The sequence below is a fragment of the Desulfoferrobacter suflitae genome (genome assembly GCF_022603395.1).
Lineage (GTDB): Bacteria > Desulfobacterota > Syntrophobacteria > Syntrophobacterales > Syntrophobacteraceae > Desulfoferrobacter > Desulfoferrobacter suflitae.
Window position 1 is genome coordinate 357,305 of record NZ_JAIBKA010000003.1, and the last position, 23,289, is coordinate 380,593.

19 protein-coding genes are annotated in these 23,289 nt (G+C 53.6%); 5 read left to right on the plus strand and 14 right to left on the minus strand.

The genetic code is table 11. From position 1 onward, the window contains the following. Positions 1 to 85: 85 nt before the first annotated feature. The 13 genes from K1V27_RS07020 to K1V27_RS07080 form a co-directional block, all read right to left on the minus strand. Positions 86 to 466, minus strand: a complete 381-nt coding sequence (locus K1V27_RS07020) for a RidA family protein (RefSeq protein ID WP_258928913.1) — start codon at positions 464 to 466, stop codon at positions 86 to 88. Positions 467 to 519: 53 nt separating this feature from the next. Beyond that, positions 520 to 1,692 carry a M24 family metallopeptidase gene (locus K1V27_RS07025; RefSeq protein ID WP_258928914.1) on the minus strand — a complete coding sequence of 391 codons (1,173 nt, stop codon included), beginning with the start codon at positions 1,690 to 1,692 and terminating at the stop codon, positions 520 to 522. 37 nt (positions 1,693 to 1,729) lie between these two features. Further along, the gene (gene eutB / locus K1V27_RS07030; protein WP_258928915.1) at positions 1,730 to 2,719 is read right to left on the minus strand and encodes a hydroxyectoine utilization dehydratase EutB; all 990 of its coding nucleotides are present in this window, start codon (positions 2,717 to 2,719) and stop codon (positions 1,730 to 1,732) included. A gap of 190 nt (positions 2,720 to 2,909) precedes the next feature. Next, on the minus strand, positions 2,910 to 3,959 hold the full coding sequence (locus tag K1V27_RS07035; protein ID WP_258928916.1) for a TRAP transporter substrate-binding protein: 1,050 nt from the start codon (positions 3,957 to 3,959) through the stop codon (positions 2,910 to 2,912). 160 nt (positions 3,960 to 4,119) lie between these two features. Beyond that, entirely contained in the window at positions 4,120 to 5,325 is a 1,206-nt protein-coding gene (locus K1V27_RS07040) for a M20 metallopeptidase family protein (RefSeq protein ID WP_258928917.1), read from the minus strand. Positions 5,326 to 5,349: 24 nt separating this feature from the next. After that, positions 5,350 to 6,630: a TRAP transporter large permease gene (locus K1V27_RS07045; RefSeq protein ID WP_258928918.1), complete on the minus strand. Its 1,281-nt coding sequence runs from the start codon at positions 6,628 to 6,630 to the stop codon at positions 5,350 to 5,352. A 41-nt stretch (positions 6,631 to 6,671) separates the two neighbouring features. Continuing rightward, positions 6,672 to 7,406 carry an aspartate/glutamate racemase family protein gene (locus K1V27_RS07050; protein WP_258928919.1) on the minus strand — a complete coding sequence of 245 codons (735 nt, stop codon included), beginning with the start codon at positions 7,404 to 7,406 and terminating at the stop codon, positions 6,672 to 6,674. After that, positions 7,403 to 8,029 carry a TRAP transporter small permease gene (locus K1V27_RS07055; RefSeq protein ID WP_258928920.1) on the minus strand — a complete coding sequence of 209 codons (627 nt, stop codon included), beginning with the start codon at positions 8,027 to 8,029 and terminating at the stop codon, positions 7,403 to 7,405. The genes K1V27_RS07050 and K1V27_RS07055 overlap by 4 nt, the downstream gene beginning before the upstream one ends. A gap of 45 nt (positions 8,030 to 8,074) precedes the next feature. Then, positions 8,075 to 9,250, minus strand: a complete 1,176-nt coding sequence (locus K1V27_RS07060) for a M24 family metallopeptidase (RefSeq protein WP_258928921.1) — start codon at positions 9,248 to 9,250, stop codon at positions 8,075 to 8,077. A gap of 51 nt (positions 9,251 to 9,301) precedes the next feature. Then, positions 9,302 to 10,546 carry a Glu/Leu/Phe/Val family dehydrogenase gene (locus K1V27_RS07065; RefSeq protein ID WP_258928922.1) on the minus strand — a complete coding sequence of 415 codons (1,245 nt, stop codon included), beginning with the start codon at positions 10,544 to 10,546 and terminating at the stop codon, positions 9,302 to 9,304. Between the two features lie 140 nt (positions 10,547 to 10,686). After that, positions 10,687 to 11,634 (minus strand): hypothetical protein, encoded by a 948-nt coding sequence (locus K1V27_RS07070; protein WP_258928923.1) that lies wholly within the window; start codon positions 11,632 to 11,634, stop codon positions 10,687 to 10,689. Between the two features lie 81 nt (positions 11,635 to 11,715). Next, entirely contained in the window at positions 11,716 to 12,570 is an 855-nt protein-coding gene (gene panB, locus K1V27_RS07075; RefSeq protein ID WP_258928924.1) for a 3-methyl-2-oxobutanoate hydroxymethyltransferase, read from the minus strand. Positions 12,571 to 12,638: 68 nt separating this feature from the next. Next, entirely contained in the window at positions 12,639 to 13,424 is a 786-nt protein-coding gene (locus K1V27_RS07080) for an IclR family transcriptional regulator (RefSeq protein ID WP_258928925.1), read from the minus strand. A gap of 421 nt (positions 13,425 to 13,845) precedes the next feature. Between K1V27_RS07080 and carB the strand changes: the two genes are divergently transcribed. After that, positions 13,846 to 17,046, plus strand: coding sequence for a carbamoyl-phosphate synthase large subunit (gene carB / locus K1V27_RS07085; protein ID WP_258928926.1), 3,201 nt, complete (start codon positions 13,846 to 13,848; stop codon positions 17,044 to 17,046). A gap of 21 nt (positions 17,047 to 17,067) precedes the next feature. On the opposite strand, the gene K1V27_RS07090 is transcribed toward carB, so the two are convergent. Next, entirely contained in the window at positions 17,068 to 17,529 is a 462-nt protein-coding gene (locus K1V27_RS07090) for a phosphatidylglycerophosphatase A family protein (protein ID WP_258928927.1), read from the minus strand. Between the two features lie 246 nt (positions 17,530 to 17,775). On the opposite strand from K1V27_RS07090, the gene K1V27_RS07095 reads away from it, so the two are divergent. The 4 genes from K1V27_RS07095 (at position 17,776) to K1V27_RS07110 (ending at position 23,289) form a co-directional block, all read left to right on the plus strand. Beyond that, entirely contained in the window at positions 17,776 to 18,267 is a 492-nt protein-coding gene (locus K1V27_RS07095; protein WP_258928928.1) for a hypothetical protein, read from the plus strand. A 359-nt stretch (positions 18,268 to 18,626) separates the two neighbouring features. Next, positions 18,627 to 19,598 (plus strand): L-lactate dehydrogenase, encoded by a 972-nt coding sequence (locus K1V27_RS07100; protein WP_258928929.1) that lies wholly within the window; start codon positions 18,627 to 18,629, stop codon positions 19,596 to 19,598. Positions 19,599 to 19,628: 30 nt separating this feature from the next. After that, complete coding sequence (xerD, locus tag K1V27_RS07105; protein ID WP_258928930.1) at positions 19,629 to 20,516, plus strand: site-specific tyrosine recombinase XerD; 888 nt, start codon at positions 19,629 to 19,631, stop codon at positions 20,514 to 20,516. 97 nt (positions 20,517 to 20,613) lie between these two features. Further along, positions 20,614 to 23,289 carry a CBS domain-containing protein gene (locus K1V27_RS07110; RefSeq protein WP_258928932.1) on the plus strand — a complete coding sequence of 892 codons (2,676 nt, stop codon included), beginning with the start codon at positions 20,614 to 20,616 and terminating at the stop codon, positions 23,287 to 23,289.

Here is a 23,289-nt window from a genome sequence, read left to right on the forward strand (position 1 = left end):
CAGCGTCCTTGTCAGTCCTGAAGCGGCAAAATGGTTGGGGTGTTCGATGGAGAGCCGCACTGAAGCAGAAATTGATGCAGGTCAATCATTCGGCAGCAGCGATAAAATCGATTTCGACATCAAGCCCATCGTCAATGCCTGCGACCGCAACGGTCAAGCGGGCAGGGGGATCATTTGGAAAAAACTTCTTGTAGGCTTCGCTCATCTCGGCTTTATGGTCCATCGAAGAAATGTAAACAGTGGTTTTTAATACCTTGTCCAGGCTGGAACCGGCAGCCTCAAGAATTGCCGCGGTATTGTTCAAAATGCGCTCGGTTTGCTGGGCGATACTGTCATGAACGGGTTTGCCGGTTCCTGGATCTTCCGATGTCTGCCCCGCAACAAAAATGAGATTGCCGTACTTGATCGCCTGTGAATAAGGCCCGGGCTTCGGTGCGTTAACCGTGTAAATGGCTTCCTTTTTCATTGCATGTTCTCCTGCTCGCATGGGATTGTTTTGCGTCACATTAAGTCCGGTCGTTATTCCTTGACAAAAAGCTGCCTTGGAAAATCCACAAATGTCTCACAGCCATTTTCCGTCACCAGAAATGGTTCGCTACACTCGAAGCCAAATCGATCCAGCCAGATTCCCGGCATGAAATGTATGGTCATACCGGGCCTGAGAACAGTTCGGTCTCCGGGTCGCAGGCTGATGGTGTGCTCCCCCCAATCGGGAGGATAATTCAACCCGTATGCATAGCCAACGCGTGATTCCTTCACCACGCGGCTGCCGGCAATGGCATGTCGCCAGGTTTCTTCAACCTGTTCAGCGGTCACGCCGGGTTTGATGAAGTCCAGTGTCCTGTTGAGGCCGTGGATGACCACTTTGGCGATCTCGTCGAGTTCCGCCGGCGGCTTACCGAGATAGACTGTTCTGGAGAGAGGGGCGTGATACCGGTTCTTGCATCCCGATAGTTCCAGCAGAACTACATCGCCTGTTTCATACTTTCTATCGACCCAGGACAAGTGGGCGGTGGAAGTTCTGAGGGCGGAGGGCATTATGGGAATGATGGCACTGTAGTCGCCGGTGAACTCAGCTGTTCCGCTTATCTGGGCATGGTAAACATTGGCTGCGGCGTCGCCTTCCCGCACCCCGACATCAATGGAATCGACAGCCGTTTGCATGACCTTTTCTGCAATTCTCGAGGCCATGCGCAGGTAGTCGATCTCCTGGGCGGATTTGATGCTGCGAACCCAGTTCACAATCAGATCACCATTCTTGATGGTATCATTTGGCAGATCATGCCGCAGCTGATCCAAACAGCGGCCGGTGAAGTAGTAATTGTCCATTTCCACGCCGAGATCTTTTCGGTCGCAGCCGATTTCTTTGAGCAGATCGACCGCGAAGCTCATCGGGTGCTTCACCTGGGATTGCACATAGTCGTCGGTGTAGCCGCGCACATTGTGATCCTGCAGCCAGGTCGTGATGCGTGCTCCGTTGCTGTCCTGCTGCCTGCCGAACCAGATCGGTTCTTGCCGGTTCAGTGCCACGATGACTCCCTGATGCACATAAAACGACCAGCCATCGTAGCCGGTGAGGTAATTCATATTGGCAGGATCGGTAACCAGCAATACTTCGATGCCGCGCTGCTGCATAGCTTCTTTGGTTTTTCTCAACCGTTCCTGGTACTCTGATACTTCAAAGTAAAGCATGGAATGCCTCCGTGCCCAATCGGTCTACAGGGTGAACTCAGGTGCCGGGTGATTGCTGCTCAACGGCAATCCGGGTGAGCAAGGCAATGTCCACATTGCTTCCGCTCATCACCACTGCGATATTCTTTCCGAGATTCGCGGTTTTCCCCGACAGCAGAGCAGCGATCCCTACCGCGCCCGATCCTTCCACCACCAGATGATGTTTGTCCAGCGCGAAAAACATGCCCCGGGCAATCTCATCTTCCGAGACCAAGACCATATCGTCCACGTAGGTCTGGGTCATGGGAAACGTGTAACGATTGTCGAGGCCGATCCCTCCAAGCAGCGCGTCCGCCAGGCTGTCTTTTTCTTCTATCTCAACCGGGCGGCCTTCTTTCAAGCAATGATACATAGCCGGTGCGCACTCCATGGAAACTCCGATCACACGCAGGGACGGGTCCGCCGACTTCAGGGCGAAAGCAATCCCCGCAACCAATCCGCCTCCCGACACCGGCACGATGGCGGTATCAATGTCGGGCCGGTCTTCCATGAGCTCCAACCCGATGGTCCCCTGACCCGCAATTATAAAAGGATCGTCAAATGGCTTGATCATTGTCAGCTTTTGTTCGCGCTGCAACTCGATCGCATAGGCGTATGCTTCATCCTGACTGACTCCGTGCACCGCCACTTCCGCACCCAGCTGACGCATGGCTTCCACCCGGTATTGAGGGACTCTATTGGACAGGCAAATAACGGCGCGTATGCCCAGTTGCTTAGCTACCGCAGCCACAGCCCGTCCGTGGTTGCCGGTGGAAAATGCGATGACCCCGCGCGACTTTTCTTCTTCGGATAAACTCAGCAGTTTGTTGGCGGCCCCGCGAATCTTGAAAGACCCAGTGGGCTGCAGCCCTTCATACTTCAAATACACCGAATCGCCCGTCAGTTCGGATAAGGATGGGGACGGAATCAAAGGAGTTTGCCAGGCAATTGATGATATTCTTTCTTTTGCTCTGTAGATCTCCTTCAGAGAAATTTCGCTCTGTTGCATGCGCGTTCTCCTGACTATGCGATATTATGACTTGCTTCAGCACACTAACCCAAGCTCTCCAGCAAGGACCAAAAACCCGCCCCCAAGATGGTTCCCTCGCAGGGCGGAGTTTGGTCCTGCCAAGGTCGATTTCGTGACTCTATTCATGAGCTGCGAGCTCAGTGAAAAACGAGAGAAGCCCGTTTGCTCGCTATGAACCGATCTCTTTTTGGACCTTTTCGATTTCCTTCACCAGCGAATCGAGGATTTCCCTGGCTTGCGGGCCGCCGATTTCAACGTATTTGTCCCGCACCACCATGGCTTTTTCCTGAAAAGCTGCCCGCTCTTCCGGAGTGAGCTCGTAGTGAACCATGGATGGCTTGGCCTTGAGGATCTTTCCCTTTCTCTCCTCGTTGAGCTTATCCTGATAAGAAAAGATGAAATCCGTCGCTGCAGCCGATGCTTCATCCACGATCTTCTTGATATCGTCGGGGAGGTTTTTATAGAACTCATTGTTGCTCACGAAGGTGCAGATGAACATCAATTGATCGGCTTTGATCATGTACTTGGTCACTTCGTAGAACTTCATTTCCTCGATGGCAAAGTAGGGATTCACCTGGCCGTCAATCATCTTTAGCTGCAACGCGCTGTAGATTTCCGAGTAGGGCATGGGTGTGGGACTGGCTCCGTAAGCCTTATACGCTTCGACCAGGAGTGGCGAGGTCATGACCCGCATTTTGAAACCTTCGAAATCGTCCGGTTTACGAATTTCCTTGTTGGTTGTCCAGATCTGCCAGCCTTCAGGAATGATCGAGAGCAGCCTGAAGTCCTTTGCTTCATAACAATGGCCCAGGGTATCATAAAGAGCGGCGCTTTCCTTCAGGACCTTTTTGATCACTTCTTCATTGCTCGGGAACAGATAATGCACCGAGAAGATCTGTACTTCGGGGATGTAGGAACCCAAATGTCCCGGCGATTGAAAGGCGAACTCCACCGCGCCGTTTTGCAGGAGCTCGGTGATTTGACTGGAAGTGCCGAGCTGACCGTAGGGATAAATATCGACCTGGATGTCACCATTCGACTTCTGCTCGGCTACTTCCTTGAACTTTTTGGCAAAAGCGTCCTGCATGCTCCCTTCGATTTCTTCCAGAGCGAAACGCCAGCTATATTTGGCAGCGGATGCTTTGGCCGCATGGAATCCGAATAAGAATACCAGAGCCAGGGAGAGGCAGATTACTGTCATGAGATGTCGTCTTTTCATGTGAAACTCCTTGGTGGTTGAATGGTTGAATGGTTTAAAGGAAACCCTGCTTACCCAAAGGGGCAGCCGCACAAAGTTGAGTTGCGGGGTTTCCCGATGGACACCGACCGTAGACCTGATGGTGCCCGATTGCTCGCAAGAAACAAAAGGTCGTTCCTGTTCACCCCCTTTCTTCCATGTTATGCTCGCGGTTCAAATAGTGCATCGCGGTTCTCACGTGCATTTCTACTCCAAGCTTCAGCACATCTTCGTCAATGTTGAAGCGCGGGTGATGATGGGGGAAATCGGTTTGTTTCTGACGATTGCCTGCACCAATGAAATAAAAAACTCCCGGAACTCTGGCGGCAAACTCTGAGAAATCCTCGCCCGCCAACGAAACGTAGGACACAATCTTTTCGGCAGCACACGATTCTTCCAATACTTTCCGGGCGACCGATCTGACCACTTCTGTCAAGGCTTGATCGTTCACCAGAGTCGGATGTCCCGATACGAAATCCAGTTGGTAATCGGCCCGATAGGCCTTGCACGTGTTGGCCACAATACGCTCGAAGCGATGTTCAGGCCCCTCCTCGCCCTCACTGGTTGCGTGCAGAAAACGCATGGTGCCCTTGATGGTCACCTTGTCGGGGATAATATTGGAGGCCGTGCCGCCTTCGATTTGTCCGAACATAATGATCGTTGGCTGCAACACACTGATTTCTCTTGTTTGAATGGCCTGGACCGCCTGAATGACGTTTGCTGCGGTAAGAATGGGATCGATCGAGTTCTGGGGTGTTGCCGTATGGCCGCCTTTGCCTTTGATGACAAGATCGAAGTGATTCATGCCGGCCATGACCGGACCCGCGGTTATGGCCATCTTACCCGATTCCAGCGTGGACCAGAGGTGAATGCCGAAACAGGCATCCACGGGGGGATCTTCCAGCACACCGTCTTCAATCATCTGCAGCGCCGCCACGTTTTCTTCGTTGGGTTCAAATACAAACTTGACATTGCCCGCCAATTCGTCCCGATGTCGGCACAGAATTTTTGCCGCCACCAGTAGCATGGCGGTATGGCCGTCGTGGGCGCAGGCGTGCATGATTCCATCGTGGACTGACTTGTAGGAAACCTCGTTTTCTTCCTGTACAGGCAGGGCATCCATGTCCGCCCGCAGCATCACTGTAAGCCCCGCACGCTTGCCGTAAAGTGTGGCCACCACGCCGGTCTTGGTGATTTGTTTGGGTTTCAGGCCAAGCTTATCGAGATATTCCATAACCGTTTGCGAGGTTCTGAATTCCTCAAAGCCGAGCTCGGGGTGCTGATGGAAGTCTCTCCTCAATTTAATGACCTCCTCATTCAGCTCCAATACTTCTTTTTTTATCTCCATAAATTTTCCTTCTTTTACAGCGGGCTATCGGAAAGCCAGGTTACGCAAAAACAATGCGATTTGAGGGAAGAATATGAGCAAAGCATTGGCCGTGAGCAGCATGAAAAGAAAAGGTGGAGCTCCCTTGACCACTTCCAGGTAGGGTCGACGAAATATGGCTATGGCCGTAAAAATGTCGCACCCAAAGGGCGGGGTCGCGGATCCGATGGCGCACTGCAGGGTGACGATGGTGCCGACCAAAACCGGATCGATGCCGGCGTTGACGGCGACCGGGTGAAAGATGGGCGACAGGATAATGATCACAACAATGGGATCCACGAACATACAGCCGACAAAGAAAGCCACCGATATAACGAAAAGAATCCAGAGCTGCGAAGGGTCGCTACCCAGCAGTTGCGGCAGCAGCATGCTGGGTATTTTGGCAAAGGAAATAGTCCAGGAAAAAGCCGTTCCCACTCCCACCAGGATGAAGACAACCGAAGTCACGATTCCCGTGGACAAGGCTATGCCGGGGATCTGCTTGAGGGAAACCGTTTTATAGACCAAGACTTCCAGAATGAAAGCGTAGAGCACTGAAATGGCGGCGGCTTCGGTTGGACTGAAAATTCCGCCGTAGATGCCTCCGATGATGATTGCGGGAAATCCCAACGGCAGGATCGCCCCTTTCATGGCCAGAAAACGTTCCTTCCAGGTTGCCTTGGGAAGAGTCGGGATGCCCATGATTTTAGAGTAAATGGCGGAATAGGCGGAAAACATGAGAAGAATCATAAACCCCGGACCGATTCCGGCGATGAACAATTCGCCCACCGATGCTCCGGTGACGACTCCATAAACGATCATCCCGATACTCGGCGGAATGAGAAAGGCAATGTCACTCGCATTGATGATCAAAGCCGTTGCAAAACCGCTTGAATAGCCGGCTTCCAGAAGCTTTGGGCGGAGCGGGCCGCCGATGGCGCACACCGTCGCCTGGGTTGATCCGGAAACTGCTCCGAACAGGGTGCATCCGGCCGCGGTCACGATCGGCAGACCCCCTCGAATGTGCCTGATGAACTTATTGACAAGGTCCAACAGCCTGTCGGCAGAATGACCCGCGGTCATGATGTCGGCGGCGAAGATGAACATGGGCACTGCGATCAGAGCCAGCGGAGTGACCCCTCCGATGGTCTGCTGGATCAGTATGGTTTTTTTCAGGAACGGAAAATATTGTTCGAAGACCACTACGGGAGCCACGATCAGCGCAACCATAAACGGAAAACTCAACAACAACGCCCCGATCATAATGACCATCATTATAGTAACCATAGCTTTTTCCTTACTGGGAAACGATCCGCAAAAAGGTTTCGTTACATGAAGCCGTGAAAGCTTTGTTTAACAACCGCCGAATAGACGTAATTAATCATGCTTACGTAATCAAAAACGGGCAGGCCAACGGCATCCAGGATGGCCGCGCTGTAAGGCGGTAAGCAACTGCATTCCAAAAGGAAAGCCCCTATTTGCGACTCGTTTTCCATCATCTGTTTGGCTTTCGCCGCTATCTCCCGCTCTATTTGTGCAGCGTCCAACCATCCGATTTCATCGAGAATGGCTGCACTAAAGCTCGGACAATCCTGCATGCCCCTGACAACCAGATGCTGCGTATTCTCTAACCCCAGGAACTCTCCGATGATTTCAGGGCTCATCTGGCGGGAATCGGCGCAGATGACGGCAAGCTTTTTGTCGCTGCCGATGATGCCGGTAATAAAAGGGATCTGCAGGAGGCTCGACAAGAAAACCGGCACATTGACGCGCTTCTTGAGCTCTTGCTGGTGAATCAGCATGTAGCCGCAGTCACCCGTTATCGCGCGCACTCCCTGTGACTCCAGTTCTAAGGCGGCGGCAAGAAGAGAATCAAAGGCGGTGGGATCTTTCCGGATGGCGCGTTCTACAGTAAAGCCGGGCACTTTTTGAAATCGCACGGGGAAGGGGTAGGTGGTGGCGTTGCCAACGTCACCAGGAATGAAGGGGGTGTAAGTATCCAGCAGGAGAATGCCGATGGCTTCGCCGTAACTTGCCTGTCCTTGCCGCGCCCGGTAGATCATGGCTTGCGCTCCTCTCCAGGCATCGTCTCGGGAGTGAATTCGCAAGGGACTTCCAGCAAGCATTCATCTTCATAGATGTCCAACTGCTCAATGGATAGATAGACTTCTTTTTCTTTCAGGTTCTTGAAGATCGTCAAAATGTACTCGACGGCCGCCATGAAAAAGCCGAATGGCACCCAAAAGTAGATAAAGTACAGGGGAATCCTGAGAGATGGAGTCACACTGGCCCGCAGATAGGTATTCCATGCGTAAATGGCTGACCAATAGGCCAGCAGCAGCATGGTGGCACCGGTTACAGCAGAAATAACAATGATAAAAACCTTCCGGGTTCGGTCGCCCAGCATGTCATAGATGGCAGTCATGCGAATATGGCGGGCTTTTCTCACGCAGTAACCCAACCCCAGGAAAGTCACAAAGATGACGATGGTCTGGGCAATTTCTTCCACGAACTGCCAGCTGTAATTGAAAAGGACCCTGCTGAAAACATTGCCGACCAGCAGCAACGCCAGAATTATGATGCCGTAGGAAAGGATGTATTCTTCCACGTGCATCAGCAGCGGGTCCACTTTGCCAAGGATTCGTTTGATAACGTTGAGTTTTGGTTGTTGTACGTCAGCGGTCATGATTGACTCCATACTTCTGGAATACGCTGCAGGACCCGGGATCCTCTATTCTTTGATGAACAGCTTCCTGGGGAAATTGGCAAAAGTTTCGCTGCCGTTCTCGGTGACGCGAAACGATTCACTACATTCAAATCCCCAATCGTCCATCCACATTCCCAGGATCATGTGAAAACACATGTTAGGCTGCAAAACGGTTTTATCGCCCGGCCGCAGACTGGCGGTGTGCTCTCCCCAATCGGGGGGATAATTGAGTCCCAGCGAATACCCGATCCTCGATTCTTTCTCCAAACCCACCTTGGCGATGGTTTCCCGCCAGACCAGCTCCACTTCTTCGCAGACGACTCCCGGTTTGGCTTTATCGAGGGCGGCATGCAGACCTTCCACCACAACCTCAGCCGTATCCTTCAATTTCTGTGGCGGCTTCTTTCCCAGGTACATGGTACGCGCCAGCGGGGAATGGTAACGGTGACGGCAGGCGGCGAGCTCCAAATTCACCGCCGTCTCGTTCCGGTAGGGATCATCGGTCCAGGTGAGGTGCGGCGTTGACGTCTTTTCACCGGTGGGCATCATGGGAACGATGGCGGGATAATCGCCACCGAACTTGCTGGTCCCGCTCATTTGGGCCTGATAGATGGCCGCCACCGCATCGCATTCGCGAACGCCGGGAGCGACCGTATCAATGGCCGTTTGCATGACCTTTTCCATGATCTTCCCGGCCTGTTTCATGTATTCTATTTCTTGCGGTGACTTGACACTTCTGACCCAGTTGACCAGCAGGTCGGCGTCCTTGAATTTGCCCTGCGGCAAACTTTTTTTTAGTTCTCCCAAACACTTGGCTGTGAAGTAGTAGGCGTCCATCTCGAGCCCGATGGTTCTGTTCCGCAGTCCGCGTTCGCTAAGCACATCGGCCACGAAGTTATACGGATGGCGGATCGGGGACTGCACATAGTTGTCGGGATAACCGATGATGTTTTCCGGTGCGAGAAAAGTGGTGTGCTTTGCGCCGTTGGCATCCATGCCCCGGCCTATCCAGATGGGTTGCTCCAAGTCCGCTGCAACCACCACCACCTGCGGTACATAGAACGACCAGCCGTCATAGCCCGTGAGGTAATTCATATTGGCAGGATCAGCAACCAACAGCACGTCAATGCTCTTATCGGCCATTTGCCTCTTGGTCTTGCCAATCCTCTCCAAATATTCGCTTGTTGCAAATAGTGCCATAGATTTCCTCCCATTCAAAATCGCTTGCCAAAACGGTTCTATTGGCAATCCCTAAACCCAGCCGCGCAGCTGCATGGCCCTTTCGAGCTTTTGCAGCGCATGGATCCAGGCGCCAATGCGCAACGATGGTATGTTGAATTCACCGGCAGTTTCGGAGGCATCCTTGTAGGCTTTGAGAATGCGCTGTTCGAGCTTTCGATTGACGGTATTTAGATCCCAGTATTCATCCGACAATCCCTGGGTCCTCTCAAAATGACACACCGTCGCCCCTCCGCTGTTGGCAACCACATCCGGCACAATGGTTATGCTCCGTTTGGTCAGAGCCTCATCCGCTTCTGTGGTCACTGGACCATTGGCGGCCTCGACAATCAAAGAGGCCTTGATTTGTTTCTCATTGCCCCTGTGAATCACGCTTTGGACAGCAGCGGGAACCAGAATTTCACAGTCTGCGGCGAAGATTTCTTCATTGCTGATTGCTTCGGTTCCCGGGAAATCAACCACTTTCCCGGTTTCGGCCACGTGCTCGGAAAGCCCGTTGATGTCGATCCCGGAAGGGGCATAGACCCCGCCAAAGACGTCGCTCACTGCAACCACCTTGCAGCCCGCTTCGTGCAACATGGTCGCAACCACCGATCCCACCTGTCCAAATCCCTGCACAGCGGCTCTGCATTTGGCGAGATCCATCTTCTTCTCAGCCGCAGCAGCAGTCAGCACCGTGAACACACCGCGTCCGGTGGCGGCCTCCCCACCCAACGATCCCCCCAAGATCGGCGGTTTATCATTGATCGCTGGCGGGCAGTGATAACCGTGAATTTGTTCGTATTCGTCCAACATCCACGCCATGGCCTGTTCGCCCGTGCCGATATCGGCTCCCGGAACGTCCACCCACGGCCCCCGCGGTTGCAGATTCCGTACGAACGCGCGGATCAAACGTTCCATGTCGTTTCGCGAGAGCTTGCTCGGATCGGCTTTGATGCCGCCCTTCGCTCCTCCCGCGGGAATGTCTGCGGCGCAGTGTTTGATGGTCATGAAAATGGCGAGTGCCTTGATTTCGTCCAGTGTCAGATTGGGCCGAATGCGGGTGCCGTTGCGGCATGGCCCCAAAGCATCGCTGTAGTGGACTCGAAAGGCTTGAAAGACCTGGAAAGAACCGTCTTCAAGCTTGAGCGGGATGCGAAATTCATTGATCCTTTTAGGAGCTTGCAACACTTCCAGCACCCGGGAATCGATATGTCCAATCTTTCCAGCTTGATTCAAAGTGTTGAGAGCGACTTGAAATACGTTATCCGTGTCCATGGCTTATCCTTTGTAAGAGGCATATTTTTTGACGGGCAGGTGAAAGTGCGGCTGGAGCAGGAGAATAAACACTCAACCAGGCCGCACCGGCATCATCCAAGCAATGTAATCAACACCATATAAAGCGTTATTTCCAAATGTTAGACCTTTGCCATGACCAGATCCGCGGCTCCCTTGGCCGATGTTTTCAGGCGCGGCGCGTGCTTTTCCATGATTTCCTGCACGATGGCGGCAATCTTCACTTTTTGTCTAATAAACTCCTGATGCCAGCTTTCGGTCACCCAGGGTTTGTAAATGTCGCCCTCGGAGGTCCCGGGTTCATACTTGAAGTAGCAGGGGGCGGCGATCCGGGCCATTTCAGGTGCTTCATAGGCGCGGAACATACCGCCGAAGGAATCCACGATGATGGTGTAAATATCCAGGGGAATGTCAACCGCCTGGCGCATGCTCCCGAGGATCGGCAGTGAAACATCCGAAATGGGATTCAATGAGTTGGCGCCCATCGACTCAACCACTTTGGCGCCGGCGGCGCTGCAGTATCCACCAAACACGGAGAACTTGAAAATGGTCTCTTTGGGAAGAAATCCTTCCGCACGCATTTTATTGAGTATGGCGAGAACCCCTTCATCATAGACCAGAAACCCTCTTATGCCGGCCTCCACATTCCTCAGCATGTCCGCGATGTGATAGGCAATGTTGTCCGAACCCCGCAGCCTGAAGCCTTGCATCCCGCCCTCAAAGGTGGATAGCTCTTTCGAGCCGGTATCCCAGGCTTTGCGGTGGCCGACCACCATGACCACTTCGATTTTTTCATCGTAAGCCATCTGGGCGATGGCCTTCAGTTCCTCGAAGTCGCAGAAAGTCGACCCGCCGACGGTCGCTACTGCCCGATGAATGGTTACCTTTCTCTTCCTCGCTTCGTCAATCATTGCCTCCATGGTGGAAGCACGCTCGACTCCAGCGATTTCCACACGGTAGTGGGCGCCGTCGGGAAAGGTCTTGGCGGAGGAGGGGAGATCATGAGCGTCGCGACCGGGAACGCCTTCTTTTTCCATAAAATCTCGAATCTTCTTTAATGTTTCAGACATGCCGTTGTGCTCCTCTTGGTTTGAGTGGATTTGATGACCGCTTATCTGTGTCAATGAAATTCTACTTAAATTCTTGCGATATCAGCGCGATTTCAACTTTTCCTGCAGCTTGGGGAGCTCTCCCGCGACCATCCTGTAGGTGTGTTCATCCAGCGGAAACTGTTTGCTGCGCACTTCCTGCACGTACTCCTGGAAAGCGTTGATGGTTTTTTCCGCAAGGTTTTCGTACTTCTTGACAAATTTGGGCGTAAATGCCTGAAAGATTCCGAGCACGTCGCTGCAGATCATCAGCTGCCCATCGGCTTCGATGCCCGCCCCAATGCTGTAAACGGGGATGGAGAGTTCGTCGCGCATGATCCGGCAGACTTCGGGGGGAACGGCTTCGACCAGCAGGGCAAAGGCACCGGCCTGCTCTATGGCATGAGCGTCCTCGATCAGTTCCATGGCGGTCTCGACGGTCCGCCCCTGCGCCTTGAAGCCACCTAGCTGCCCCGAGCTTTGAGGGGTCAGGCCAATGTGACCCATCACCAGCATACCGCCATCGGCGATGGCCTTGATCTGGGGAATGACCCTCATTCCGCCTTCCAGCTTAATGGCATCGACCCTGGCTTCCTTAAAAAAACGGCCGGCGTTGCGCACCGCCTCTTCGATGCTCACCTGGTAGGAAAGAAAAGGCATGTCCCCAATAATAAAAGTGTTGGGTGCTCCTCTGCGGACGGCTTCGGAATGATAGATGCATTGGTCCATGGTCACAGGGACCGTGCCTTCATACCCGTAAATGCACATTCCGAGAGAATCACCGACCAGAATCATGTCCATACCGGACTCTTCGGCAAACCTCGCGGTCCAGTAATCGTAGGCGGTGATCCATACTGCGATTTCTCCGGAATCCTTCATCTTCTTCAGGTCAATTCGTGAGAGCTTCTTCTTCGCCATTGTTGTGGTCTCCTTTTGATGTGAGTGTTCGATTGCGCATCGACTGCATTATGGCCTTAACGATGAGCCTATTTTCCAAGTTCTGTTTTTCCGAGGTAATGGGAAAGCTGTTCGCAAATGCGCTGCACATCGATGGATATTTTTTCCACCAATGAATCCGTCATCCGCGATGTTGGACCCGATACGCTGATGGCAAAAACCGGGCGGTCGTCATAATTAAGGACAGGGGAAGCGACGCAGCGCAGCCAGCGGGTGAGCTCTTCATCATCAATGGCGTAACCCCTCTGCCTCGTCAGGTGCAACTCCTCTTTCAGGCGCTGTATTGAAGTGATGGTATTCGCAGTGAGGGGAGCCAATGTGACCGAATCGAGGTATGCATTGATTTCTGATTCCGGCAGGAAGGCCAGGATGGCTTTGCCCAGCGCGGTACAGTAGGCCGGAGAGGGTGTTCCAATGCCGGGGTCCATGCGCAAAATTTCGCGGCTTTCAACTTTATCCAGGTGGATGATTTGACGTCCGTCCCAGTAGCCTAGATTGACGGTCTCATTATATGCCTGCTGCAGTTCTCTCAAATAAGGTCGGGCCATACGGCGAATCTCAAACCGTTCGGCGACCTTCATCCCCAATTCAAATATCTTGAAAGATGCCTGGTAACGTCCGTTGGCATTTTTTTCCACGTAGCCCATTTCCCGCAGGGTTGCCAGAAAGCGATGACTGGCGCTGCGATTCATCTGCAGCCTGGCGGCCACTTCCGATACCGACATTTCCTCGCTGTTGACGAGTAATTCCAAAATCGTCATGCCCTTTTCCAGGGAACCGATTTGAAAATATTTTTTGTCTTTCACAGGCGACATATTGCCAATCCAAAATGTTCATTATGTGTGACAGGATCTTACTATGTGTTACAAACTTCATATCCACTCAATCAATTGTTGTCAACAATTTTCTCCCTATTTTTTCTTTTCCTGTGAAGCTTTCTGAAGGAATCCCGCTGCCGCGGCTGTAAACGCCGTCGTCCAGCAACGCCAATCACCCATGACCCCCGCTTCATGGTTCTCAGTGCACAGTGAGCCACCTTGACGTACCGGCGCTTTTTTCAAAATATCGCATGGTTGTTAGTGCAGCTCATGGGTTCGTGAATGAGCCTCTCGGATCTTTTTGTGTACATTGGCGGACAAAAAAAGTATCATCGCTGACCTTGAAATCATGGGCCGGAACACGATCGAGGGCAAATCAATAAGGCAGACTAACAGACAGGAAGATAAGGGATACCACATGCCAAAGCGACAAGACATCAACAAGGTTTTGATCATTGGATCAGGACCAATCATCATTGGCCAAGCCTGTGAATTTGACTACTCGGGCACCCAAGCATGCAAAGCCCTGCGCGAACTGGGCTACGAAATTGTGCTGGTGAACTCAAATCCTGCCACCATCATGACCGATCCCGGTATGGCGGACGTCACCTACATCGAGCCACTCACTTTGGAATCACTGGAGAAAATCATTGACAAAGAACGCCCCGACGCTCTGCTGCCAAATCTTGGCGGTCAGACCGGATTGAATTTGAGTGCTCAGTTGCATCGCCACGGCATCCTCGACAAGTACGGCGTGAAGATCATCGGAGTACAGGGAGACGCCATTGAGCGTGGTGAAGACAGGGTTGCCTTTAAGCAGACCATGGAGCGGCTCGGCATAGAAATGCCCAAGAGCCGACCCGCCTTCAGTGTCGAGGAAGCTGAAGAGATTGCTGCCGAACTCGGCTATCCGGTGGTGATTCGTCCCGCTTACACTCTGGGCGGTACCGGCGGCGGTCTGGTGTACAATGTGGAAGAATTGCGCACGGTGGCAAGCCGAGGCATTGCTGCAAGCCTGGTGGGGCAGGTGCTTGTGGAAGAGTCTGTGCTGGGTTGGGAAGAACTGGAACTGGAAGTGGTCAGGGATGCCAAGAACCAGCGCATCACCGTTTGCTATATCGAAAATGTGGATGCCATGGGAATCCACACCGGCGACTCCTTTTGCACCGCACCCATGCTCACGATTGACGAGGCGTTGCAGAAGCGCCTGCAGAAATATTCATACGACATCGTAGAAGCCATAGAAGTCATCGGCGGAACCAACATCCAGTTTGCCCACGATCCCAACAGCGGGCGTGTGGTGGTGATCGAAATCAATCCAAGGACTTCACGATCCTCGGCCCTTGCTTCCAAGGCAACCGGCTTTCCGATCGCCCTCATTTCCGCCAAACTGGCCGGCGGCGGCAGTCTCGACGAGATTCCCTACTGGAGAGAGGGGACCCTGGAAAAATACGCTCCATGGGGCGATTACGTCGTTGTCAAATTCGCCCGTTGGGCGTTTGAAAAGTTCAAGGGCGTTGAAGACCGGCTGGGCACCCAGATGCGCGCCGTGGGCGAAGTGATGAGCATCGGCAAGACCTACAAGGAGGCCTTTCAAAAATCCATCCGCTCTCTCGAGATAGGACGCTACGGCCTGGGGTTTGCGCGCGATTTCCATCAAAGGTCACTGGATGAGCTCATGGAAATGCTGTCCGAACCCACCAGCGAGCGCCAATTCATCATGTATGAGGCTCTCAGGAAGGGGGCAAGCATTCCATCCCTGTATCAAAAGACGCACATCAAACCCTGGTTCATCGAACAAATGCAACAGCTGGTCAACCTTGAGGAATCCATTCTCGAATACAAAGGCCGGATGCTGCCCGATCACCTGCTGCAACAGGCCAAAAAGGACGGTTTTGCCGATCGTTACCTGGCATCTTTGTTGGGCATTCCCGAACAGGACATCCGTGAGCGGCGCAAGGCTTTGGATATCAATCAGGGCTGGCATGCGCTACCGGTAAGCGGAGTGGAAAACGCCGCCTATTACTATTCCACCTACAACGCTCCCGATCAGGTGCCGGCCAGCAACCGGCCGAAACTGATGGTGATTGGAGGAGGTCCCAACCGTATCGGCCAGGGCATCGAATTCGACTATTGCTGTGTTCACGCTGCCTTCGCGTTGCGTGACGCCGGTTACGAATCCATCATGGTGAACTGCAATCCGGAAACCGTGTCGACGGATTATGACACGTCCGATAAATTGTATTTCGAGCCCATAACGGTTGAGGATGTGCTCAGCATTTATGACAAGGAGAAGCCCGAGGGGATCATTGTGCAGTTCGGTGGGCAAACGCCCCTCAACATTGCCAGGGAACTGGCCGAGGCCGGAGTCAGGATCATCGGCACCTCGCATGAAGCTATCGACCTGGCGGAGGATCGCGACCGCTTTCGAAAAATGATGGAAGATCTCGCCATTCCCATGCCGGAATCGGGCATGGCGGCGAGCCTCGAGGAGGCGCTGCAGGTGGCGGCGCAAATCGGCTACCCATTAATGGTCAGACCGTCCTATGTGTTGGGAGGCCGCGGCATGGAAGTGGTGCACGACGACGAGATGCTGAAAGAGTATGTGTCCGCTGCGGTCGGTGTCACACCCGACCGCCCCATATTGATCGACAAGTTTTTGGAGAATGCCATAGAGGCGGAAGCGGACGCCGTTTCCGATGGTATTGATGCGTTTGTGCCGGCGGTCATGGAGCACATCGAACTGGCCGGGGTGCATTCTGGAGATTCCGCCTGTGTGATCCCCCCCATAAGCATACCCGTCAAGCACCTGGAAACCATTCGCGAATACACCCGCAAAATTGCCATGGAGCTCAATGTGCTGGGGCTGATAAATATCCAGTACGCCATTGCACAGGATATCGTGTACGTACTGGAAGCCAATCCCAGAGCTTCACGCACCGTGCCCCTGGTATCCAAAGTGTGCAACATTCCGATGGCGCGCATCGCCACGCAGATCATGCTGGGGAAACGGCTGAGCGACTTCTCCCTCAGCTCACGCCATATTCCCCACTACGGTGTGAAGGAGGCGGTCTTCCCCTTCAACATGTTTCCCGAAGTTGATCCCCTCCTGGGACCGGAGATGAGGTCTACGGGAGAAGTCCTGGGCATGGCGGATTCCTTCGGCCTGGCTTTCTACAAGGCGCAGGAGGCCGCCATGCAGCATCTGCCGACCGAAGGGTGTGTGCTCATCACCGTAACCGACAAGGAGAAACACGCCGCCCTGCAGGTCGCCAAGAAGTTTCTCAGGCTGGGATTCACGCTCAGAGGGACGCGCGGAACACAACAGTTCTTTGCGGAAAACGGCGTCGAATCAGAGCCAATCGATAAGCTGCACGAGGGGAGACCGAACATCGTCGACGCTATCAAAAATGGTGACATTGACCTGATCATCAATACACCCAGCGGCAAACTGAGCAAATACGATGATTCCTATATCCGCAAGGCAGCCATCAAATACAAGGTGCCTCACATCACAACCATTGCCGCTGCAGAGGCGGCGGTAAGAGGGATCGAAGCCTTTCGGCGCGGTCACGGCACGATGAAATCACTGCAAGACTATCATGCGGAGATCAAATAGCGGCCATGGCCATGAGACTTTTCACGGCCAGATCATCAGGGTCATCCAGAGAACAAGACGAGCGCAGCCGCCTGCCGCTGCGTCGTCCAATACGATCCAGATTCCGCCGGGAATTTCCTTGTTGAGCAGGCCGATCGGCCATGGCTTCAGTATATCGAACAGACGAAATAAAATCAGGCCAAGGAGGATAGGTTTCCAGCCCAGTGGAAAACCGATCACCGTAACCAGATAACCAAACAGCTCGTCGATCACGATTGCGCCGGGATCGACCCGACCGGCGTGCCGTTCGGCTATTTCGGACGCGTAGCAGGCTACAACAAAAAGGCACAGCATTACGGCGGCGAGCCACGCTCGAGGGATAAAGGACAAACAATAAGCGGCCGGTATGCCGGTGAGGACCGATGCTACCGTGCCGGGTGCAAAAGGGCTCTTGCCAATGCCGCCCAATTCTGCCAGCCAGATGGATACTCTTACACGAGACATCAAGAATCACTCCAACCCGCGGCAAACGTGACTTTCATTGATCCGACGAAAGCCTTTGGCACGCTTGCCGGTTCCGCTGTGATCAGAGAAAGGGTTGTTGTACGGCCGCAAAAATGCGATAAATTCAAGTCTGCAAGGAGCAGTTCCGAAATTACAATGGGGGCGGAAAAAGGGCAAGCAAATTGGCCTCCTGACCGCCTGCAATCAGGCCGTAGAAGACTTTCAACCAAGTGACGGGAGAACACCATGAGCGAAAATACCAACAAGGGCGCCGAGGGTAAGATTGGTAAATTGCTGCGATTATTTGCCCGGGTTTCTCACGCCTACTTGGCGATGGGGCAGGGAATTTATTACGTTCTGGGCGGGCTGTGGCCCATGCTTGGCATCAATTCTTTTCAATCGGCAACCGGGCCAAAGACCGACCTCTGGTTGGTTAGAACGGTTGCACTGCTGCTCATCGTCATAGGAATGACTCTGTTCACTGCGGGAATACGATGGCGTGTCACACTGGAGATATTTCTGCTGGGGATCGGGAGCGCCATCGCCCTGACTTTGATCGAGGTCGTGTATGTGGTCGGTGGGCAAATTTCACCCATATACCTGCTTGACTCCATTGTGGAAAGCGCATTGGCCGTTTGGTGGCTGTTCATCTATGTGCGCGGCTTTTCCAATCCCGAGGTGTGCGCGTTATTCGATCCGACGCTCACCCGATCAGGGCAGCGCGGTGAACATGAGTAATTTTTGGTATCCCGCCACGCGGTGACCCGCAGATGCCGGTGCGACAGCAGGCAGGCCTTCGGCTACGCGATCGATAGATTTGCCGTCAGTCCCGTCCGAGGACCTTCAATACATTTTCGCATCCCAATTCCATCCAGGCGAGAGCACGTTTCTTCCTGCCGGCAGTCTTCCTGCTCTTTTTCGAGCAATCCGCGGACGCTTCCACGGGGAGTTTTCGGGCAAGGGTTGAGACATCATGCTGCGTCCGGATAAATGATGCCGGGGGAAGAATGCTTACCTTGAGAATAGACGTTGTTTACTAACATACCGTGGAGTGGATGGGGTGGCTTTTTCCAACTGATGAAAGAGGAGGATATCCCATGAAAGTGGGTGTAGTGGGTGCCGGCTTTGTCGGAGCCACATGTGCCTATGCAATGGTGATTCGAGGAATAGGCAGAGAAATCGTTCTGGTGGATAAGAATGCATCGCGCGCCCAGGCTGAAGCCGACGACATCTTTCACGCGGTGCCTTTCACGCATGCCTTGCGAGTGAGATCGGGCGACTACCCCGATCTGGCCGGGAGCAGGGTTGTCATTGTCGCGGCGGGAGTTGCACAGAAGCCCGCAGAAAGCCGGTTGCAGCTTCTTCAGCGCAACGCCGCCGTATTCCAGGAGGTCATTCCGAACATTCTCACGCATGCGCCTCATGCCATTTTACTGGTCGTCACCAATCCGGTGGATATCATGACCCATCTGGCAGCGCGCTATGCCGTGGAAAACGGAGCCGCACCCGGTCATGTGTTGGGTTCAGGGACCACCCTGGATACCGCAAGATTTCGCGCCCTGCTGGGAGATCACCTGGGAGTCGACCCCAGCCATGTACACGCTTACGTGGTGGGTGAACACGGAGATTCGGAAGTCTTGGCCTGGTCCTCGGTGCAAATTGGGGGCCTGCCGATGGAGCAATATTGCCTGGCCAATAAAGACTATTGCAGCCGGTTGCCGCGCTTTCTATCCAACGCCCAACTGCGCAGAGAAATCGATGATAAGGTGCGCCAGGCGGCTTACCATATCATCCAGGGTAAAGGGGCCACCTATTACGGGATCGGGGGTGCCGTATCGCACATTGTGAAGGTCATCCTGCGGGACCAGCGGTCTCTCCTCACCGTTTCGGCTCCAATGGCCGAGGTTGAAGGCGTTGCCGACGTGACCCTGTCGTTGCCGCATCTTATCGGCGGCACTGGTGTGTTGTCCAACTTTATGCCCGCATTGAATGACGAAGAGAGAGCAGCGCTGAAAAAGAGCGCAAGGATTATTCGGGATGCCCTGGATCAACTGGACAGTCATCGTTAGTGTATCCATCCGGGGCTTTTTGAGGAACGGATGCAAGGCGAACTGGATTTGTTTTTGGATTATCTCACGGTCGAACGAGGCCTGAGCGCCAATACCCTCACCGCCTACAGCAGTGACTTGCGGGAACTGGTGGAATTTTTGATCAATCGCAATGTCGTATCATGGGGCGATGTGGCCCCGGAACATATCCATGGCTATCTGGAATCATTGGGAACGAATTTGAGTCACCGCAGCAGGGCGCGAAGACTGGCGGCGATGCGCTCGTTCTTTAAATATCTGACGCGCGATAGAAGGATTGCGCGCAACCCCTCTGCAGGTATCCGTTTTCCCAAGTTCCGTGCCGCGCTGCCCCACGTGCTTTCTCCTGTGGAAGTGGAGAATCTGCTCGCAGGCCCCAATCTGAAAACCCCTCGTGGTCAGAGAGACAAAGCCATGTTTGAACTGCTTTACGCCACGGGCCTGCGCGTCAGTGAACTGGTCAGTCTGCAGCTGCAGCAAGTGCATCTCGATCCAGGATACCTGGTGGTGCGCGGTAAGGGAGACAAAGAACGACTGGTGCCGATGGGAGAATGGGCGGTGGAAGCGGTACAGCTCTATCTCGAGGAGGGCAGGCGAAAGCTTCTGCGCAGGAACGAGCAGACCATGGAAGTTTTTCTCAACAGCCGCGGGAGGAAGTTGAGCCGCCAGGGGATTTGGAAGATCATCAAACATTATGCAAAGCTCTCAAACATAGAACAGAATTTGACGCCGCACATGCTGCGTCATTCTTTTGCGACGCACCTGTTGGAAAACGGTGCGGATCTCAGATCGCTGCAGGCCATGCTGGGGCATGCCGACATATCCACCACGCAGATTTATACCCACGTGGCACGCAGCCGGTTGAAGGAAATCCATAAAAGGCACCACCCCAGGCCTTGAGGGGGTGCAAAACGAAGCGAAACGGGGAAGGGTGCACGCAGCGGCAAGGTGCTGCGGTGCAGCTGATAAGGGAGGGTAGGGGGAGCAGGCACAGCACATGGAAGTGATCACGACACATGTCAACGCGGATTTTGATGCCATGGCTTCGATGATAGCGGCCAAGAAGCTCTATCCGGATGCGATTTTGGTGTTTCCCGGATCACAGGAGCGAACCCTCAGGGAGTTTTTTGTCAAATCCACAACCTACCTGTATGATTTCAGGCGGCTGCGCGAGGTGGATCTGGCTCAGGTAGACAAGCTGATTCTGGTGGATACGCGCCAGGTTTCGCGCATCGGCAAATTCGATGAGGTGATCAAACGCCCGGGAGTAGAGATCCACATCTACGATCACCATCCTGCTGCAGAAGACGACATCAGAGGTGACCTGGTGGTGATCGAGCCGATGGGGGCAACCGTCACCATCCTCTCGCGGCTCATCCGTGAAAACGGTCTGGAAGTCACTCCCGAGGAAGCCACCATAATGAGCCTGGGCCTTTACGAAGATACCGGTTCCTTTACATTCAATTCGACAACGCCCGAAGATTTCGAAGCGGCCGCTTACCTGCGGCGCGCCGGAGCCGACCTGAACGTGGTGGCCGACATGATGACGCAAGAACTGACCGCGGAACAGGTGGGCTTGCTCAATGACCTCATTCGATCGGCGCGAACCTATAACGTGCACGGCGTTGAGGTGTGCGTGGCGAGCGTATCCGCGGATAAGTATGTCGGGGAGTTCGCGGTTCTCGTACACAAGCTGAAAGATATCGAGAACCTGGATGTCGTCTTTGCGCTCGGAAGAATGGAGGATCGGATCTACCTCGTTGCCAGAAGCCGTATCCCCGAGGTCAATGCGGGAGCGATCGCTGCCTATTTTGGGGGTGGAGGACATTCTACCGCAGCTTCCGCCACAATCCGTGATTTGACGTTGATCCAGGCAGAGGACCGGCTGCTGGAGGTGCTCAAGAGTTATGTTCGGCCCTTCCCCACCGCGGCGGATTTGATGAACAGCCCGGTCATATCCACCGAAGCAGACGCGGATATAGCAGATTCCGCCAACACCATGGTCAAGTACAACATCAACGCCATGCCGGTCATGCACGATGGCGCCCTAGTCGGTCTCATCAACCGGCAGGTGGTGGAAAAAGCGGTTTTTCATGGTTTGGAAGATCAGAAAGTACGTGAGTTCATGAATTCCGATTTTGGCACTGTATCCCCGCAGGCAACGTTGCTCGAAATTCAGACCTACCTGGTGGAAAATCAACAGCGCATTCTGCCCGTCACGGACAAGGGAGAGGTAAGAGGGGTCATTACGCGAAGAGATCTGCTCAACTATCTGGTTTCCGATCATTCAAACATACCGACCGCCCTGTATGAGGATCTCGACGAAGGCCATTGGCCGAAGCGCAAAAATATCGTTGCCGTGATGCATGAACAGCTACCATCGGAAATCATCAGGATATTGAAAAACTCGGGCAAGCTGGCCGAACGATTGAACTGTCAGGCGTACGCGGTGGGCGGCTTTGTCAGGGATCTTTTGCTGCGCAGGCCCAATCTGGACATCGACATAGTGGTGGAGGGGGACGGCATCGAATTTGCCAAACTGTTTGCCGAAGAATACGGAGTGCGCGCACGTTATCATAAGAAGTTCAATACCGCGGTCCTCATCTTCCCGGATGGACTGAGAGTGGACGTGGCCTCGGCGCGCTTCGAATACTATCAATATCCGGCGGCCCTTCCCATTGTGGAATTCGGCTCCCTCAAGATGGATCTCTACCGCCGCGACTTCACCATCAATACCCTCGCCATATCCCTCGGACCCGATGAATTTGGTCACCTGATCGATTTTTTCGGGGGCCAGAGGGACATCAAGGAAAAAGTTGTCAGGGTGTTGCACAGCTTGAGCTTTGTCGAGGATCCGACCCGCATTCTCCGCGCCATCCGGTTCGAACAGCGCTTTGGTTTCCGCATCGGAAAACAGACCGCCTCACTGATTCGCAACGCGGTCCAGATGGGTCTCATCGAAAAGCTTTGGGGGCACCGTTTCTTCCATGAAATTCAGCTGATCTTGATGGAAGACGATCCCCTTCCGGCGATTCGCCGGATGGCAGAATTTGGTGTGTTGCCTATTCTTTCATCCAAAATGCACTTTGATCAAAAAACCGAAGAGTTTTTTACCCTGCTCAGGGAAGTCATCTCGTGGTATGAATTGAGCTTTCTGGATGAGCCTTTGGATCGTTGGTGGGTTTATCTGCTGGGATTGCTTTCCGGCCTCTCGCCGCAGCGACTGGAAGAAGTCTGGGATCGTCTGGAACTGACCGGAAGTCAGCAGGTCCGTATTTTGTGGACTTACGAACATGTGGACACCGTATTGCACAACTTTTTGCAGTTGCCTGATTTGAAGCCGAGTGATATCTATCGTGCACTTCAGCCCTTTAAGCCTGAAGAGCTCCTGTTCATGATGGCCAGGACCCAGAAGGAAGAAGTGCGCAAGGCCGTCAGCCATTACCTGCATCGCTATCGGCACGTGAAAACCGAGTTGAGAGGGAAGGATCTGAAGGCCCTGGGGATTGCTCCCGGACCCGTTTACCGTGAAATTCTTGACGAATTGCTGGATGCACGCCTGGATGGAAAGATCAAGGATAGACAGGACGAACTGAATCTCTTGAAAGACAACTTTGCTGATCTTCTGGACAAGCCGGAGCTGCTCGAGTTGGAGTCGTGCTTGGGGCCATAG

Bases quoted from the DNA above. Each gene is read 5' to 3' on its own strand.
- K1V27_RS07060 (WP_258928921.1), bottom strand. From the start codon at position 9,250: ATGGCACTATTTGCAACAAGCGAATATTTGGAGAGGATTGGCAAGACC.
- K1V27_RS07090 (WP_258928927.1), bottom strand. From the start codon at position 17,529: ATGTCTCGTGTAAGAGTATCCATCTGGCTGGCAGAATTGGGCGGCATT.
- K1V27_RS07070 (WP_258928923.1), bottom strand. From the start codon at position 11,634: ATGTCTGAAACATTAAAGAAGATTCGAGATTTTATGGAAAAAGAAGGC.
- K1V27_RS07065 (WP_258928922.1), bottom strand. From the start codon at position 10,546: ATGGACACGGATAACGTATTTCAAGTCGCTCTCAACACTTTGAATCAA.
- K1V27_RS07080 (WP_258928925.1), bottom strand. From the start codon at position 13,424: ATGTCGCCTGTGAAAGACAAAAAATATTTTCAAATCGGTTCCCTGGAA.
- K1V27_RS07035 (WP_258928916.1), bottom strand. From the start codon at position 3,959: ATGAAAAGACGACATCTCATGACAGTAATCTGCCTCTCCCTGGCTCTG.
- K1V27_RS07100 (WP_258928929.1), top strand. From the start codon at position 18,627: ATGAAAGTGGGTGTAGTGGGTGCCGGCTTTGTCGGAGCCACATGTGCC.
- K1V27_RS07040 (WP_258928917.1), bottom strand. From the start codon at position 5,325: ATGGAGATAAAAAAAGAAGTATTGGAGCTGAATGAGGAGGTCATTAAA.
- carB (WP_258928926.1), top strand. From the start codon at position 13,846: ATGCCAAAGCGACAAGACATCAACAAGGTTTTGATCATTGGATCAGGA.
- K1V27_RS07095 (WP_258928928.1), top strand. From the start codon at position 17,776: ATGAGCGAAAATACCAACAAGGGCGCCGAGGGTAAGATTGGTAAATTG.
- K1V27_RS07055 (WP_258928920.1), bottom strand. From the start codon at position 8,029: ATGACCGCTGACGTACAACAACCAAAACTCAACGTTATCAAACGAATC.
- panB (WP_258928924.1), bottom strand. From the start codon at position 12,570: ATGGCGAAGAAGAAGCTCTCACGAATTGACCTGAAGAAGATGAAGGAT.
- eutB (WP_258928915.1), bottom strand. From the start codon at position 2,719: ATGCAACAGAGCGAAATTTCTCTGAAGGAGATCTACAGAGCAAAAGAA.
- K1V27_RS07020 (WP_258928913.1), bottom strand. From the start codon at position 466: ATGAAAAAGGAAGCCATTTACACGGTTAACGCACCGAAGCCCGGGCCT.
- K1V27_RS07050 (WP_258928919.1), bottom strand. From the start codon at position 7,406: ATGATCTACCGGGCGCGGCAAGGACAGGCAAGTTACGGCGAAGCCATC.
- K1V27_RS07025 (WP_258928914.1), bottom strand. From the start codon at position 1,692: ATGCTTTACTTTGAAGTATCAGAGTACCAGGAACGGTTGAGAAAAACC.
- K1V27_RS07110 (WP_258928932.1), top strand. From the start codon at position 20,614: ATGGAAGTGATCACGACACATGTCAACGCGGATTTTGATGCCATGGCT.
- K1V27_RS07045 (WP_258928918.1), bottom strand. From the start codon at position 6,630: ATGGTTACTATAATGATGGTCATTATGATCGGGGCGTTGTTGTTGAGT.
- xerD (WP_258928930.1), top strand. From the start codon at position 19,629: ATGCAAGGCGAACTGGATTTGTTTTTGGATTATCTCACGGTCGAACGA.